Below are 15,035 nucleotides of genomic sequence, written 5' to 3'. Positions count from 1 at the left end.
TTTAAACCTCCCAATCTGCAAACTGCCAGCCGGCCTCGCATGCTTTCACCCACTTCGTTGTCTGGATGTGCGAGCCGAGCCAATCCATATGATTCAGCCACTGAGGATGTAGCCCCACATGGTCATACAGTATAGCAACTGATTCATCTGGATAGTTTATTGAGGCTTCATGCATGGTTGATGACGTCGGGACGCCGACGGTCGGGTAGACCACTATCATTCGGCCAGTGGGCAGACGAACTTTGATTTCCCTCCCTACTCCCATACCAATGACTTCACCACCTATGGCCTCAATCCCAATGCGCAAGCTGCTGACTAGGTTGATAGTCCTTACAGCATGACTTTTGCTGCGCACCGCCTCAAGCTGAAGACAAATACGGTCGATAGCGGAATTCTCGATACGTCCTGTTCCGCCGTCCAACTCGCCTTCAGCTAACTCAGCGAGGCTTGCAGTACCTAATCCACGAGACTGCTTCGTTTCAGGCCAGGCGACTCGAAGGACGCTGATACCTTTCGCAAGAGCCCGCCCAAACTCAGCTGATGTCCAACGACTATTAAAATAGTCAGGAGTATCTAACATCAACAACACGTCAGAATCGCAGAGTCTATGCCACAACATGGTCTGGAAATCCTCTGCTGGCGCAATACTATGAGTATCAAGGAATACGTCGAAATGGCGTGCTGATAGAGCATCGAACATCTGGAGCGCGGCAACTCTGGACTCATCCCGACGGTAGCTTACGAAGACCCTTCGTTGTTTCGGAAGCAATCCAGCGCATTCAAGAAGAGCTATCGAGACACGCTTAGCACCGCCATTTGCGTAGGCCAGGCAATTTAGCGGCCGCAGCAGCTCAGGAATCTCCACAGATACATGTCGTAGATCGGATACAATTGGAATTACAGGAGTACCGCTGAGGAGCAAGCTCGATAAACTTGGGTGATCCACGCCCTCTCCTCCAAAAAATACAACCGCGCTCGATCGCAACTGGTTTGGTGTAAACATATCAGGAGCTATTTCCCAACTGATCTCCTGACCGAGTCGTAGCCCGTACATCGCCACTGCAGTTTTAACCGCATCCTCCAAATCGCGAAGTTGCGCGTCTGAAGGGGAGCCTATAACAGCAAGCTGATAGATAGGAAGCATGGATGTCCTTGTATGCAATTACAGTTATCGTCAAATGGTGTGGTTTCTCAGCTGAATCGGGGGGCCTCTAGGAGCTTCGCATCAACCCCCAGTTTCGCATAAAGCTTATCAACATGTTGGAGCCCGCTGATCCGGCTAATGAAATCGGAGCCATCCGACAGGGTGTAGGAGCTTAGCCACTTCATAAACTGTTCATAATCCATCGAGTAAGTGGACTGCGGGAGTAAGTATCTAAACTCGACGTGTTTACTATCAAACTCGGCTTTTTCTAATTTCCGATAATCCTCCATACCCATCCCGTATTCGAGTTGCTTGCGCTCTGTCCGTTTTACATTTTGTGCAAACATAAGTTCGGAGAAAATCCAGGGAGAGGAAAGTCGCTCCGTATCCGACATGTATTCATCAATCTTGATCGAACTTTCCGTGCCTAAGAAAACGAAAAGCTCAGAACGATGGATCATCTGCTGGAGCGCTGCGTTCAGGATTAGGTGAACATTAGTAGTCGTTCTGTTCCTCAGTGCGTAGCTATAATTTTTCCAACCCGAGGGGATACAGAATTTGTTATCAATTTTCTGAAGCAACTCATCAGCGTAGCCCTAAACGCATGAATCGACGAAAGGCTTCAGACCAATTTTTTCTATGCTTAAAGCAATACGGATGGCCTGATCTCCATCGTTATGTGAGTGGGAGATGAATACGTCAATCTCCGTCTCTGGGAATACGCTTTGCTGGATTTTCTCTGCATCCAGCAGGTTGTTACCATTAAGCAGGTACTCTTCAAGCCTGATGGCAATGTTGTCTTTTTTCACTTTGTAGGACGCGACTTCAGAATCACTCCATTCTGAAACGGACACAACGACATTCTCAATTTTCAAGTCCAGGAACATACAACCCTCATTTATTTAAAGTAGCTTGGGATTATGTGAATTGATTTCTCGCAAAGCGCCGGTTAAAAACGCTCCCATTCATCGGCATGACGACCATCAAAAAACCTCGAACGTACTTCTGCAAAGTGTTCTTTTCCCGCTTCATTCCCACGCGCAGCCATTTCCTGAATTGCCTCTTTGTCATCGAGCTTTATTTCGACAGGGGTTTGTTGGTTGATACGCAAATGGCGAGTGGGTCCTAGGAAACTTTCAGCAAGTGCGAGTGCGCCGTGCTCCTGTGCAGCAAAAAACAGGTCAGCGCTATGAGGTGCCCATCCGGCTTTGCCCTTCCCCAGTTGGTCAGTAAAATCGCTTTCGCTGCTGAGTGTTCCAATGCTCAGCACATCAATACGATCCAGTGGAATTTTTAGGTATCTGACAGCTTCCGCAAGCGCAGGCAAAATAGGATTGTTTGCCCAAACCCCCCCGTCAAGGAACGTTTCGAGGGCGATAGGCCCCTCCCATGTCGACTCGTCGAAGAATGTTGGTGCTGCTGACGAAGCCAGGGCCGCATCGACGGCAGAGATATCGCGATACGCAGTACGATCTGGACTGTGAGGCGTTACTATCGCCTCTGCTTGTCCCTGTTTCGCTCTTACAGTAGGTATGACCAAGCGACAGCATGAATCGGCAGCCAGTGTCTTTTCGCCGTACACCTCTGTAAGTAGCTGTCGCAAGGTGGTTGAATCATGTTTGGATTTGAGCCAATGTCTCAGCTTTCGATCCTTAGGAAAAATTTTGGGGCCCTTTTCTTCGTAAAAAGCCAGAATTTCACTTGGGTTCAGGCCAAGGGCTAGACCGATGGCAAGGATAGCGCCAGTCGATGTACCTGCAACTAGATCAAAATGGGAGATGATGCCATTACCGCCGCCGGCTTTGAGCATATCGTCCCACTTGGCCAGCACCGCTGCAGTAAATGTGCCCCTCAGTCCGCCACCGTCTAAAGCCAAAATTCGGAAATTTCGGCCTCGTGTTACATTCCTTCGTGAGAGGGGCAAATTTTTGAGCTGCTCGACAATCAAATCGACAACCGAATCAACATTAGTGCCACGCGCAATGACCTCGTTAGTCTCTTGACTCAGTCCGTTTTTTAGACGTCTTATTAGCGAAGGATCTTCATTGAGATAGCCAGCAATCGCGCCGCCAAACCCGGCTGCGACGAACCCAGGCTTTCCAAGCTCCAGCATGGTGTCTAGTTCATTGGGTACACCCGCATTTGCTTTATTGACATTCCACCAGGCGCCACCTATACAGACAATCGCATCTGAGCGATCGGCCATCCAATCACGCATGGGTGTCAAACCACTTATCGGATTTCCATCTTCGGACTCTGCCGGAACTATCTCGACAGCCGCATACATTCGTTGATCATCAATTTCAGCAGCATACTGAGCTGTAGCGAAGCTTTTTGCTCGTACCAGAGTGAGCGCACCTTTGTCCCCATCTGCATCAATAAAACCTTCTGCTGCCTTTTTTAGAGGAGCGTTAAACGAAGGGTGACTGCCATGTACTATCGTTCCCCCTTCGGCGAAGATTTTTGCCGCAAACTTACTCACAAAATGGTCAATATCTTCGTTTTGCTCTTTGTTCGAGCCCGAAAGGTGGATTCGCACGCCCGCTAGGCGTTGTTTAACTGTCATTCTAAGTACCCATATTTGTCTGGAGTGCTCTAAGCCGAACAACTTAGTCAGGATACGGCGTCGCATATCAATCCGTTCACCGAGAGCTCCCAAGCATCATGAAAACGTACAAACGTAGGAGCTCACGTTGACTAGCGACCAGCAAGTCCGGCAGCTGTTTCAATCCACCCAGATATATTTGCTCTGCCGTTCTGAGCTGCGTAATCGTATCTCAGGGCATGGTCTGAAATTCTTGTTACGCCCAAGGTAGTGGGGGCTGTAAACCACAGATCAGATGCAGGAATAGCCAAGGTATAGTCCTCGTATTTTACCCATTTACCGTTTTTAATTTCAGCAAAATAAATTTGTCCGTTCGAACAGTAAACTCCGACTTCGGAAAGTGGATCGATTCCTTTTTTCCCAAAAATATTCGCATTGTTTTTTACGCCATGAATGTCAACTGTCAGCAGACCATTTCCCTTCAAAACGCTGCGTACAATTTCGTATCGAACCCAACGCCTGCTAGCAGTGTGCTGGCCAGCCAAAACACATGTAACTGACGTGTTTTTTAGCCCGTCGCGTAGAAAATTTTTTAGGGCGTTGTCGCTTTCCTTCTGTGATGCTTCGAAAACGCTAGCATCATAGAATCCCACTGATTCTTTATCTCTGCCTACAACCCAGCTGTTTCTAACATTCCACGCACGCCATACATCTTCTTGATAGTGAAAAGAAAAGAATGTTTTTCTCGGCATGATTTGCTTCCTTTCGTATGAATTTCTATCTACGTAATCCCAGCATCCGTTGACAACGACTATTAAAAATACCGTGAGGCACCGTAAGGATACTGATCTACATCGACAAAGATTTAATGTTCGTAAGGTATCACTATTCATCCTCCTGCGACATAATTCCGGCACGTAATAATGTCGAATAGCCTGCAACTTTATGTGTATTCTTGAGAAGTTGAATCGCCACAGGTTTAACAGACATCTCAGAGTCATTTAAGATGACTTAAAAGAGAGGTGCCCATGAGCGGTAAACGTTATCCCGAAGAGTTTAAAATTGAAGCGGTAAAACAGGTTGTTGAGCGTGGCCATTCTGTGTCCAGCGTCGCAACACGTCTCGATATCACTACCCACAGTCTTTACGCATGGATAAAGAAGTACGGGCCGAACTCCTCCGCCAATAAAGAACAGGCAGATTTTCAGGCCGAGATCCGCCGACTCCAGAAGGAGCTGGACGAACGGGACATATTAAAAAAAGCCGCGGCGTACTTCGCAAAGCTGTCTGACTGAGGTACGCCTTTATCCGTGACAACAATCGTTGCTGGCCTGTCCGCCTGCTCTGCCAGGTGCTGGATGTGCATCCGGGTGAGTTTTACGCTTGGCTTCAGCAGCCGCATTCACGACGGTATCATGCTGACCTGAAGCTAACGGGGCATATCAGGCAGTTCCGGATGGAATCAAGCTGTGTTTATGGCTATCGCAAGATCTATCTCGATCTGCGGGATAACGGGCAACAGTGCGGTGTAAACAAAGTCTGGCGGTTAATGCAACGTGTGGGGATAAAGGTTCAGGTCGGATACCGAAGCCCACGGACGCGTAAAGGTGAAGCCAGTATTGTGACGCCCAACAAGCCCCAGCGGCAGTTCAACCCGGGAGCACCGGATGAACGTTGGGTAACAGACATAATGTATATACGAACCCACGAAGGCTGGCTGTATCCTGCCGTGGTCGTTGCTCTGTTTTCGCGCAAAGTTATCGGCTGGTCAATGCAACTCCGAATGACAAAAGATATTGTCCTGAATGCGCTTCTGATGGCCGTATGGCGACGTAATCCTCAAAAACAGGTGCTGGTTCATTCTGATCAGGGTAGTCAGTACACAAGCTATGAATGGCAGTCGTTCCTGAAATCGCACGGCCTGGAGGGCAGTATGAGCCGTCGCGGTAACTGTCATGGCAACGCGGTTGCAGAAAGCTTTTTCCAGCTACTGAAGCGTGAACGGATAAAGAAAAAGATCTACGGAACGAGAGACGAAGCCAGAAGCGATATCTTTGATTACATCGAAATGTTTTATAAGAGTAAGCGTCGGCATGGCTCGAGCGAGCAGATGCCACCGGCTGAATATGAAAACCTATATTATCAACGGCTCAGAAGTGTCTAGATTATCCGTGGCTATTCATACCTTAATCCCCATGTATGGATATAATGAAAGGTTCGTATATTTTTAGATGCGCACCAATTTCTCAGAACTTTCAAAGATTAGTTAGGTGCAAAAATAGGCGATATAATCCAGCGTTACTATCAAAAGATGACCACCTCACGTTATTATTTTAAGTGTGAGAATTATAGTTATACTGGCTGAACGACAGATAATGAGTCCGTTAATAGCGGTGTTTGATAAACCATTTAGTGATCGGTTACCCGTATCGGTATTATTAAAAGCACTAGTATCGCTCACAACGCTCTAATCATTCCCCCGCCCCCTCCAGTCCTGAAGGAGGCGCAAAACATTATTTAAACAGTTTCTGCACGAACTCGGCATAGGCCGGACGCCAGACATCCATCTCATGGTTTAAGCCAGGATACATTTTATAGTCGAACCTGATGTGCTTTTTCTCCAGCTCGTTTTTCAGCCCGGCAATATCCTGGCCGGTAACGGAATCTTTTTCGCCCACCACCACGGTGAAGTTATGCAGCTGCCTGTTAATCTCTTCGGGCCTGTCGAGCTGACGAGCAATGCCTGTATCCGGCACCGTTGCGCTGGTTACGCCGCTCAGCGTCGCCAGCCAGCCAAAGCTGTCCAGATGGTTCATGCCGGAAAAGAGAGCCTGAAAACCGCCTTGCGATAAGCCGGCCAGCGCGCGGCCGTTCGCATCCTGGCGTACGTTAAATCGGGCGTCGACCAGCGGAATAATATCGTGCATGAGTTCGCGGTCTGCGGCTTTGGCATTAAGAAGGTAAAAGGTTTTGCGGCGATCTTTCGGCGGGAAATTTTCCGGGATCGCCTGAGCGATATCCGTTTCTGTATCCGGGACAACGACCAGCATCGGTTTGATTTTGCCTTCGGCCAGCAGGTTATCCATGATTTGCGGCAGGCGTCCCTGGTCAATAGCGGAAAGTCCGGTATCGCCAAAGCCATGATAGAAATAGAGCACCGGCAGCGGTTCGCTTTTGCCGCTATAGCCCGGCGGCGTCCAGACAAACATCCTGCGCTCTGAATGCAGCTCTTTTGAGTGGTAAGTCACCGTCAACAGATCGCCATGCGGCACGGCGCGATCGTCCAGAATACTACCCGGCACCAGGATCAGGCTGGTATTGACCTGGCGCTGCGGCTTCTGAAAACGGCTGCCGGTATCGACAGAACGAAAGCCGTCTACATCAAAGTAGTATTCGTACAAATCCGGGGCCAGCGAGCCGCTTTTCCACGACCACACGCCGCTTTTATCCTTGCTCATATCGTGAGAGACAAAGCTATCCGGGGAGGAACCGGTAACGACTGATACCCGCTTTGCATCCGGCGCGAAAAGACGGAAGGTCACGCTTTTATCTGCGTTTACCTGCGTCACGTAACGGCTAACCGGCACCGATAAATCAGGCGTGGCCGGAAAAGGCGCGGCGGCGGCAGACATAGCCGCACAGCCCAGCAGGGCGGTGGCGGCCAGGGTCAGGCAGGCGATGTTGTTTTTCATTTTAAGTCCCTTATTTTTTTATACACAACCTTTGAACGGGTACGACTGGCAGGTCAATCAGAGCGCCTGCTGTAAACGAGGCGGTTGGCCTGGTCGTTATCCAGCGTATCAACAGAACGCTTTTTGTCCAGGCGGGTTTGCATCTGTTATCGGGGAAAGGGGTGCTGATACTGTCAGGCGGGGCACGATCGCAGAGGCGAGGGCATCACCTCTGCTCAGATAATTACACGCTTTAAAGCATTACCACGGCGCGCGATTTTGATCGAAATAGAAGCCAGCGGTGGTCTCTCCAGGCGCCTGGTCCGCCAGCCAGACAATGCCGGCGGCAGCCTCGGTAACGGTTCTGGGGCCGGAATGGCCGTTGAAATCCGTGGCGGTATAGCCCGGATCGACTGCGTTCACGCTGATACCGTCAGCGGTAAGCTCTTTAGCGAAGGCGACCGTTATCGCATTAACGGCCGTTTTTGAACTGGTGTAGCCCATTGCCTGTACTTGGGAATAAGGATGACTGGGATCGGCGACCCATGTCAGCGAGCCCAGCCCGCTACCGATCATAATAACCCTGGCCTCCTGCGCGGCTTTAAGTAGCGGAATAAAAGCCTGCGTGACCCTGATAACGCCAAAAACATTGGTGTCGTATACCGCCATAATATCGCTGATGCTTTGCGCGCTCGGGGCTACCGGCTGCGCGCCCGAAATGCCGGCATTGTTGATAAGAATATCCAGCTTCCCGTCTTCCTTTAGCACCTGCTGAACAGCTTCCTCAATACTTTCTGTTTTGGTGACGTCAATAATAACCAAATGGGCGTTGATGCCCCATCCGGTAAGTTTGTCTACGGCAGCTTGCCCACGCTCTTTGTCGCGGCTGCCCAGCCAAATTTTGTAACCCAGCAGGCCCAGCTGTCTGGCCGTTTCGAATCCGATGCTTTTGTTCGCGCCGGTAATAAGAACACTTTTGTTTTTCATATGCGGGCTCCAGTCAGTTTGATTTTCCGTTACGGAAAGCAGTGCGTTGTCTGATTTATAACCTGTGCGGCGCTGTTTGATAATCGGGTGCAATACGAATAAGGTGATCGCAACAGCGAACAATCACGGGAAAGGGCAATGGATGAGTTAGCGGTTTTTCTCGCTGTTTTTAAAGATAAGGGCTTTCGGGTAGCGGCAAAAAAGCTGGGCCTGTCGCCTTCCACGGTCAGTGAAAGGATCACGGCGCTGGAGGTGAGGCTTGGCGTGCCGCTTTTTATTCGTACCACGCGTAGCGTTATGCCAACCGAAGCAGGCCGGACGCTGGCTGAACGAATGACGCCGCTGCTTGATGAAATGCGATTGGTGCTTAACGACGTTGCCAGCTCTCAGCAAGAGGTGCGCGGCACGCTTAAATTGAACGTTACCGGCGCGGTCATGGTTGATATCTTACCGCCCTTGCTGGACCGTTTTCTTAGTCGTCATCCGGGCTTACACGTAGAAATCATGGTGGATGACCGTCTTATTGAAGCAACGGCTGAAGGCTGCGATGCCGGTATCCGTTATGGCGAGCATCTGGCAAAAGATATTATCGCTGTCCCCATAGGGCCGCGAACGCAGCGGCTGGCGCTGGCTGCCGCACCTTCTTACCTTGATTCACAAAGCGCTCCTTCGCATCCTGGAGAGCTGGTTGACCATGACTGCATTCGCCTGAAATATTCAAGCGGCGCCCTGATCCCATGGGAATTTGAACGCGAGGGAGAAACCGTCAGCGTCAATCCCGCCGGGCGTTTGACTATCGGCGTTAACGGCGCTGCCGCGGCTATCGATCTGGCACGCAGCGGCAAAGGCGTGATCGCTACTTTTGAAAACTGGCTGCAACCCCATTTCGCTACGGGCGAGCTGCTGCCGGTGCTCCCGGCATGGTGGACCGCGTTTGAAGGCCCCTGGCTTTACTTCCCCAGCCGCTTTATGTCCGCGCCGCTACGCGCGTTTGTGGACTTTCTCGCCGGGGAACGCGAGGGGCTTCAGGATCGGTGAAACAACTGTATCGGCACTTTAAGGCAGCCGGGCAGGATTACCCTGGCAACAACTTTAAGGCAGCCGAACAGGGCTGCCCTGTCGGTACCTTAAAGCCGCCCAATCCGGCTAGCCATCCTCCGCCAGGCTAAGGCGGGCCGCCGCGACATCAGCCAGAACGGAAAGCGCCAGCGAGCTGGCATCGCGAGCTTTGGGGAACAGCCCAATGGGCGCTTTGATGCGGGCGATATCCGTATCGCGCCAGCCCAGCTCGCTGAGTTTTTGCACGCGTCTGGCATGGGTGCGCTGGCTGCCCAGCGCGCCAATGTAAAACGGTCTGGCCGTCAGGGCGGCCTGCAATACCGGCAGCTCGCGGTTCAGATCGTGCCAGAGCAGCAGCACGGCGGTATGCGCATCTATCTGTCCGGCAGCCTGGGGATCGAGCGCTTCGCAGAGGTGCACATCATAGCCCGCCGCCTGAGCGAGGCTGGCCGTGACCTGCGCCTCTATCGAACGGCCAAACACAATGGTGCGCGTACAGGGGCGATAGCCGGTGGCGAAAAAATCGTTGTGCCAGCCCGTCCGGATAAGCGAGGCGTCGCTCTGTAACCGCTGGCTTTGCGGAAAGTAGCGCAGCCCCGCAGGCTGGCGCTGTTCCAGCAGGTTCAGCACCTCCAGCAGCGGCCGCGCGCCGCGCAGTTTATGGATGCTGAGCGTAATGCCGCCGCCGCAGGGAAGCACAATATCGAACCAGGGCGAGCCTTCGCCATACATCACCTGACGGTCGCGACCGCAGGCGATAACCGCCATCGCTTCGTGAGCGACGGCGGCCTCCACGCAGCCGCCGGAGACAAAACCGCAGTACAAACCGTCTTCGCGCACCACCATCTGCGCGCCCAGCGCACGCGCCGCGCCGCCGCGGATCGCCACCAGCGTGACCAGCGCCGCCGCGACGCCCGCTTTTAACGCTTCTACCGCGAAGCGCAGGATAGCGGCGCTGTCGTCGGTCAGCAGCGCCTGCTGCGGCACCGGGTTCGCTGGCGCAGCCTGGTCGCTAAGGAAAGCCTGTTGCAGCATAGCGCCTCCTTAAACGACATCTGGCAGCGAAGCGAGCAGCTTATCGAGCGTAACGGGATAATCCCGCACCCGCACGCCGGTCGCGTTATACACCGCGTTGACGATAGCCGCGCTGACGCCGCACAGGCCCAGCTCGCCCACGCCTTTCGCCTTCATCGGTGAGGAAACGGGGTCGGTGTCATCCAGGAAAATGACTTCCTGTTCCGGCACGTCGGCGTGAACCGGCACTTCGTAGCCCGCCAGATCGTGATTGACGAAGTAGCCCAGCCGCTTATCGACTGCCAGCTCTTCCATCAGCGCGCCGCCCAGGCCCATCGTCATCGCGCCAATTACCTGGCTACGGGCGGTTTTAGGGTTAAGGATACGGCCCGCAGCACACACGGCCAGCATTCGACGCACCCGGACTTCACCGGTCGCCCTGTCCACGCCCACTTCGACAAAGTGGCCGGCGAAGGTGGATTGCTGATACTGCTTTTCCAGATCGCCAAACTCGATGCTGTCTTCCGCCGTTAGCGTACCGTCCGCTGCCGCATCGGCAAGACGAGCGCTGCGCTCTCCGTCGCGTACCTGTTCATCGGCAAAGGTCGCTGTGTTCGGATCGAAGCCAAGCTTGTTGGCTATCGCCTCGCGCAGCTTGACGCAGGCGGCATAAACACCCGCGGTAGAACTGTTTGCGCCCCACTGGCCGCCGGAACCGGCGGAAACCGGGAAGCTGGAGTCGCCCAGCCGCACCACCACTTTTTCCAGCGGCACGCCCGCCATCTCGGCCGCCGTCTGGGCAATAATGGTATAGCTGCCGGTGCCGATATCGGTCATATCCGTTTCCACGGTAACGATGCCGTTGGCATCCAGATGCACTCGCGCGCCGGACGTCATCACCATGTTATTACGAAAGCCTGCCGCCATGCCCATTCCAACCAGCCAGCGACCTTCTTTTACCTGTGCGGGCGTAGCGTTGCGGCGGTCCCAGCCGAAGCGCTCCGCGCCGGTGCGCAAGCATTCAACCAGCTGACGACGCGAGAAAGGGCGGTCAGGATTGGCAGGATCGACCTGGGTATCGTTAAGGATGCGGAAGGCCACCGGATCGATACCCGCTTTCTCCGCCATCTCATCAATGGCGATCTCCAGCGCCATCAGACCTGGCGCTTCGCCCGGCGCGCGCATGGCGTTGCCTTCGGGCAGATCGAGCTTCGCCAGCCGCAGGCCGGTGAAACGGTTCGCGCCGGCATAAAGCAGTTCGGTCTGCTGCACCGCTGTCTCCGGCGTGCCGCCGGGCAGGTTGCCCGACCAGCTTTCATGGGCGATAGCGGTGATATGACCAGACTGGTCGGTGCCAATACGAATATGCTGGATGGTGGCCGGGCGGTGCGTGGTGTTATTAGGGATAACCGGCCTCGGCAGCATCACCTTTACCGGCCTTTTTGCGGCGCGAGCGCCCAGCGCGGCCAGCACCGCATCGCTGCGTAAGAACAGTTTGCCGCCGAAGCCGCCGCCGATATAGGGCGAGATCACGCGCACGTTCTCTTCCGGCAGCTTCAGCGTTTTCGCTAAGTCTGTTCGGCACCAGTTAATCATCTGGTTAGAGGTCCAGACGGTCAGCTTTTCGCCCTCCCAGACCGCCATAGAAGCGTGCGGCTCCATCGCCATATGGCTTTGATCCGGCGTGGTGTAGGAAGCGTCAAGCTTCAGCGCCGCCGAGGAAAAGGCCTGGTTGAAATCACCGACGTGGGTATCCGGCTGATCTTCCGGCGCTTCGGTGACGCCAGGTTTTTCCGCAGCGAGATCCCAGCTACCTCGTTCACGGCGATACTGCACGTCAACCAGCTGGGCGGCCGCGCGCGCCTGCTCAAAGGTTTCCGCCACCACCAGCGCCACGGCCTGGTGATAGTGCTCAACCTCCGGCCCGCCCAGCAGCGTGGCGGTATTTTTTTCGCCCTTGCCGAGGCTGCCGGCGTTTTTCGCCGTGACCACGGCCAGCACGCCCGGCGCGCTCTGCGCGGCCTGAAGGTCCATCGAGGTGATACGCCCCTTAGCGATGGCGGCACCGACAACATAGCCATAGGCCACGTTGGACGCTTTATCGTGCCATTCATAGGCGTAAGTCGCGGTTCCCGTGGTTTTCATCGGGCCGTCGATACGATCGTGAGGACGCCCTACAACTTTCAGCTGATCGATAGGGTTATCGCCTGCGGGCTTATCGAATTTCATATTTTATGCCCTCGCTTCCGTCAGTACCGAGGCGAGCGTGCGCTTCGCCAGGAGCAGCTTGTATTCATTTTCATGGGTGGGGTGCGCGTCGGCGAACAGCCGATCGTAAACCGCCTGCACGCCATGCGGCAGCTGTGCATCCGCCTCTTCCTGCCGCCAGGGCTTATGCGCCACACCGCCAGCCGCAACGCGCCCCGTGCCATCAGGCTGCACGACAGCAGCAATCGACACCAGCGCAAAAGCGTAAGAAGCGCGATCGCGCACCTTGCGATAGATATGCGTGCCGCCGAGCGGGCGGGGCAGGGTAACGGCGACAATCAGCTCGCCCGGCTTCAGCGCGGTTTCACGGTGAGGCGTGTCGCCCGGCGCCAGATAGAAATCGCTGAGGGGAATACGGCGTTCGCTACCGTCCGGGCTGACCGTTTCCACCACCGCATCCAGCAGCCGCATGGCAACGGCCATATCGCTGGGATGGGTGGCGATACAGGCTTTGCTGGCGCCAATCACCGCGTGTTGACGGCTGAAGCCTTCCAGTGCGGCGCAGCCGCTGCCAGGCAGACGCTTATTGCAGGGCTGGTTGGTGTCGTAAAAATAGGGGCAGCGCGTGCGCTGAAGAAGATTGCCGGCCGTGGTGGCCTGATTACGCAGCTGGCCCGACGCGCCGGCAAGTAGCGCCCTGGAAAGCACGGCGTAATCGCGGCGGACGCGCTCGTCGGCGGCCAAATCGGTATTGCGCACCAGCGCGCCGATACGCAAACCGCCGTCGGTCGTGGGTTCAATTTTATCCAGCGCCAGATGATTGACATCTATCAGATGGGAAGGCGTTTCAATTTCCAGTTTCATCAGGTCGAGCAGGTTGGTGCCGCCCGCAATAAATTTAGCGCCGGGGGTGCGCTGCGCGCTGGCTGCCGCCTCGGCGGGCGTTTTCACACGCTCATAGGTAAAGGCCTTCATGCTTTCTGGCTCCCGGCGACATCTTCGATCGCGGCAAGAATATTGGAGTAAGCGCCGCAGCGGCAGATATTGCCGCTCATTCGCTCCCGCAGCTCATCCGCCGTCGCTTCCGGGGATGACACCAGATCGAGCGTGACGTGGCTGGGAATGCCCGCTTCGATCTCTTTCAGCACCGCCACGGACGAGCAAATCTGGCCTGGCGTGCAGTAGCCGCACTGGTAGCCGTCATGTTTCACAAAGGCGGCCTGCATCGGATGCAGGTTGTCGGGCGTGCCCAGACCTTCGATCGTGGTGACCTCGGCGTCCTGGTGCATCACGGCCAGCGTCAGGCAGGCGTTCAGCCTGCGGCCATCCACAAGCACGGTACAGGCGCCGCACTGACCGTGATCGCAGCCTTTTTTCGTGCCGGTAAGGTGCAGGTGCTCGCGCAGCGCATCCAGCAGCGTGGTACGAGTGTCAACGTTAAGCTGTTTGCTCTCACCATTCACTTTTAGCGTCAGGGGCAGCATTTCCGGCGCGCGGGCGGTTGGACGTTCGCTGTCGCCCAGCGCCGCGCCGGGCGCAACTGCCGCCGTAGCCGCTGTTGCCGCGCTTACTTTCAGCAGCGTGCGGCGCGTCAGGTGAAAAGGGATATTTTCATATTGGTTACTGGCTTCGCCCGTGGTGCGGCGAAACGGCTGGTTCTTACTGTTATTGCCTTGGTTGCTCATGCCAGGCCTCCGGTATGCAAAGAGAAAGGAACGACAAAGTAGGTAGGGACTATTTCTGTTTTTAGAGCATTAAGCATAGACGCTACTGGCCGGGGGATAGCCTTTGATTCCGCAATGCTGTTGTGAGGGAAATTAATTAATGAAAAAGGATAAAGTTTTAGCGGCGGCGGTCGACTATTTCAGGGCTGGTTCTTTTGTTGGTTCGCACAAGTTAAGACTTATCCTAAACGGCAGTTTTTGCAGATTTTTATGCAAGTCGCTTTAAAGTTTTGCCAGGGCGTGACGATAAAGAATACAGACGGTGACGGGCATCCTGGCGCCGTATCCGAACTCTGGTAAAAATTTTAAGGAAACGACTATGTCCGTTATCAATACTAACATTATGTCCCTGACCACTCAGAACAACCTGAACAAATCACAGGCTTCTCTGAGCACCGCTATCGAGCGTCTTTCTTCTGGTCTGCGTATCAACAGCGCAAAAGACGACGCAGCAGGCGAAGCGATTGCTAACCGCATGAACTCTCAGATCAAAGGTCTGACTCAGGCGGCACGTAACGCCAACGACGGTATCTCTCTGACTCAGACGGCTGAAGGTTCTCTGAACGAGATGAACACCAACTTACAGCGTATCCGTGAACTGACTGTTCAGGCGAAAAACGGCACCAACAGCGCCGACGACATCGACTCAATCCAGAAAGAAGTTGACGCGCGTCTGTCTGAAA

General features: G+C 54.2%; 14 protein-coding genes. 3 read left to right on the top strand and 11 right to left on the bottom strand.

What is annotated here, in order from left to right; all coding sequences use genetic code 11:
- Position 1 precedes the first annotated feature (1 nt).
- The 5 genes from thcB4 to QZH36_RS16225 all read right to left on the bottom strand — a co-directional run bounded on the left by thcB4 (position 2) and on the right by QZH36_RS16225 (position 4,441).
- Entirely contained in the window at positions 2-1,144 is a 1,143-nt protein-coding gene (thcB4, locus tag QZH36_RS16245) for a Thoeris type III anti-phage system protein ThcB4 (RefSeq protein ID WP_301730658.1), read from the bottom strand.
- A 47-nt stretch (positions 1,145-1,191) separates the two neighbouring features.
- A complete protein-coding gene (locus QZH36_RS16240) occupies positions 1,192-1,605 on the bottom strand; it encodes a hypothetical protein (protein ID WP_301730657.1) in 414 nt (137 codons plus the stop codon).
- Between the two features lie 135 nt (positions 1,606-1,740).
- Positions 1,741-2,031, bottom strand: a complete 291-nt coding sequence (locus tag QZH36_RS16235; protein WP_301730656.1) for a toll/interleukin-1 receptor domain-containing protein — start codon at positions 2,029-2,031, stop codon at positions 1,741-1,743.
- A 62-nt stretch (positions 2,032-2,093) separates the two neighbouring features.
- Positions 2,094-3,710 carry a CBASS cGAMP-activated phospholipase gene (locus tag QZH36_RS16230; protein WP_301730655.1) on the bottom strand — a complete coding sequence of 539 codons (1,617 nt, stop codon included), beginning with the start codon at positions 3,708-3,710 and terminating at the stop codon, positions 2,094-2,096.
- Between the two features lie 131 nt (positions 3,711-3,841).
- Complete coding sequence (locus QZH36_RS16225; RefSeq protein ID WP_301730654.1) at positions 3,842-4,441, bottom strand: TIR domain-containing protein; 600 nt, start codon at positions 4,439-4,441, stop codon at positions 3,842-3,844.
- Between the two features lie 276 nt (positions 4,442-4,717).
- On the opposite strand from QZH36_RS16225, the gene QZH36_RS16220 reads away from it, so the two are divergent.
- Positions 4,718-5,853, top strand: a protein-coding gene (locus QZH36_RS16220; RefSeq protein ID WP_445235135.1) for an IS3 family transposase whose coding sequence is annotated in 2 segments (ribosomal slippage) — positions 4,718-4,979 and positions 4,979-5,853 — 1,137 coding nt in all. Because the reading frame shifts where the segments join, the coding sequence is not laid out codon by codon here.
- A 349-nt stretch (positions 5,854-6,202) separates the two neighbouring features.
- Here the strand turns inward: QZH36_RS16220 and QZH36_RS16215 are convergent.
- Positions 6,203-7,381 (bottom strand): alpha/beta hydrolase-fold protein, encoded by a 1,179-nt coding sequence (locus tag QZH36_RS16215; RefSeq protein WP_445235134.1) that lies wholly within the window; start codon positions 7,379-7,381, stop codon positions 6,203-6,205.
- Positions 7,382-7,621: 240 nt separating this feature from the next.
- A complete protein-coding gene (locus QZH36_RS16210; RefSeq protein ID WP_301730653.1) occupies positions 7,622-8,347 on the bottom strand; it encodes an SDR family oxidoreductase in 726 nt (241 codons plus the stop codon).
- A 138-nt stretch (positions 8,348-8,485) separates the two neighbouring features.
- On the opposite strand from QZH36_RS16210, the gene QZH36_RS16205 reads away from it, so the two are divergent.
- The gene (locus QZH36_RS16205) at positions 8,486-9,385 is read left to right on the top strand and encodes a LysR family transcriptional regulator (protein WP_301730652.1); all 900 of its coding nucleotides are present in this window, start codon (positions 8,486-8,488) and stop codon (positions 9,383-9,385) included.
- A gap of 108 nt (positions 9,386-9,493) precedes the next feature.
- Here the strand turns inward: QZH36_RS16205 and QZH36_RS16200 are convergent, their stop codons facing one another.
- Genes QZH36_RS16200 through paoA form a run of 4 tightly spaced genes read right to left on the bottom strand, consistent with a single transcriptional unit; the run spans position 9,494 to position 14,313 of the window.
- A complete protein-coding gene (locus tag QZH36_RS16200) occupies positions 9,494-10,441 on the bottom strand; it encodes an XdhC family protein (RefSeq protein ID WP_301730651.1) in 948 nt (315 codons plus the stop codon).
- Positions 10,442-10,450: 9 nt separating this feature from the next.
- A complete protein-coding gene (paoC, locus tag QZH36_RS16195; RefSeq protein ID WP_301730650.1) occupies positions 10,451-12,649 on the bottom strand; it encodes an aldehyde oxidoreductase molybdenum-binding subunit PaoC in 2,199 nt (732 codons plus the stop codon).
- A gap of 3 nt (positions 12,650-12,652) precedes the next feature.
- Complete coding sequence (locus tag QZH36_RS16190) at positions 12,653-13,603, bottom strand: FAD binding domain-containing protein (RefSeq protein ID WP_301251313.1); 951 nt, start codon at positions 13,601-13,603, stop codon at positions 12,653-12,655.
- The gene (gene paoA / locus QZH36_RS16185; protein ID WP_301251312.1) at positions 13,600-14,313 is read right to left on the bottom strand and encodes an aldehyde dehydrogenase iron-sulfur subunit PaoA; all 714 of its coding nucleotides are present in this window, start codon (positions 14,311-14,313) and stop codon (positions 13,600-13,602) included. Before paoA ends, QZH36_RS16190 begins: the two co-directional genes overlap by 4 nt.
- Before the next feature lie 358 nt (positions 14,314-14,671).
- On the opposite strand from paoA, the gene QZH36_RS16180 reads away from it, so the two are divergent.
- Positions 14,672-15,035: flagellin N-terminal helical domain-containing protein (locus QZH36_RS16180; RefSeq protein WP_445235133.1), on the top strand; the 364-nt coding region annotated here is incomplete at its 3' end.

This window comes from Erwinia wuhanensis (assembly GCF_030484085.1).
Taxonomy (GTDB): Bacteria; Pseudomonadota; Gammaproteobacteria; order Enterobacterales; family Enterobacteriaceae; genus Erwinia; species Erwinia aeris.
The sequence above is the reverse complement of the archived record's forward strand: the minus strand, read 5'-3'. Positions and strand labels throughout refer to the sequence as shown.

Bases quoted from the DNA above. Each gene is read 5' to 3' on its own strand.
- thcB4 (WP_301730658.1), bottom strand. From the start codon at position 1,144: ATGCTTCCTATCTATCAGCTTGCTGTTATAGGCTCCCCTTCAGACGCG.
- QZH36_RS16240 (WP_301730657.1), bottom strand. From the start codon at position 1,605: ATGATCCATCGTTCTGAGCTTTTCGTTTTCTTAGGCACGGAAAGTTCG.
- QZH36_RS16235 (WP_301730656.1), bottom strand. From the start codon at position 2,031: ATGTTCCTGGACTTGAAAATTGAGAATGTCGTTGTGTCCGTTTCAGAA.
- QZH36_RS16230 (WP_301730655.1), bottom strand. From the start codon at position 3,710: ATGACAGTTAAACAACGCCTAGCGGGCGTGCGAATCCACCTTTCGGGC.
- QZH36_RS16225 (WP_301730654.1), bottom strand. From the start codon at position 4,441: ATGCCGAGAAAAACATTCTTTTCTTTTCACTATCAAGAAGATGTATGG.
- QZH36_RS16215 (WP_445235134.1), bottom strand. From the start codon at position 7,381: ATGAAAAACAACATCGCCTGCCTGACCCTGGCCGCCACCGCCCTGCTG.
- QZH36_RS16210 (WP_301730653.1), bottom strand. From the start codon at position 8,347: ATGAAAAACAAAAGTGTTCTTATTACCGGCGCGAACAAAAGCATCGGA.
- QZH36_RS16205 (WP_301730652.1), top strand. From the start codon at position 8,486: ATGGATGAGTTAGCGGTTTTTCTCGCTGTTTTTAAAGATAAGGGCTTT.
- QZH36_RS16200 (WP_301730651.1), bottom strand. From the start codon at position 10,441: ATGCTGCAACAGGCTTTCCTTAGCGACCAGGCTGCGCCAGCGAACCCG.
- paoC (WP_301730650.1), bottom strand. From the start codon at position 12,649: ATGAAATTCGATAAGCCCGCAGGCGATAACCCTATCGATCAGCTGAAA.
- QZH36_RS16190 (WP_301251313.1), bottom strand. From the start codon at position 13,603: ATGAAGGCCTTTACCTATGAGCGTGTGAAAACGCCCGCCGAGGCGGCA.
- paoA (WP_301251312.1), bottom strand. From the start codon at position 14,313: ATGAGCAACCAAGGCAATAACAGTAAGAACCAGCCGTTTCGCCGCACC.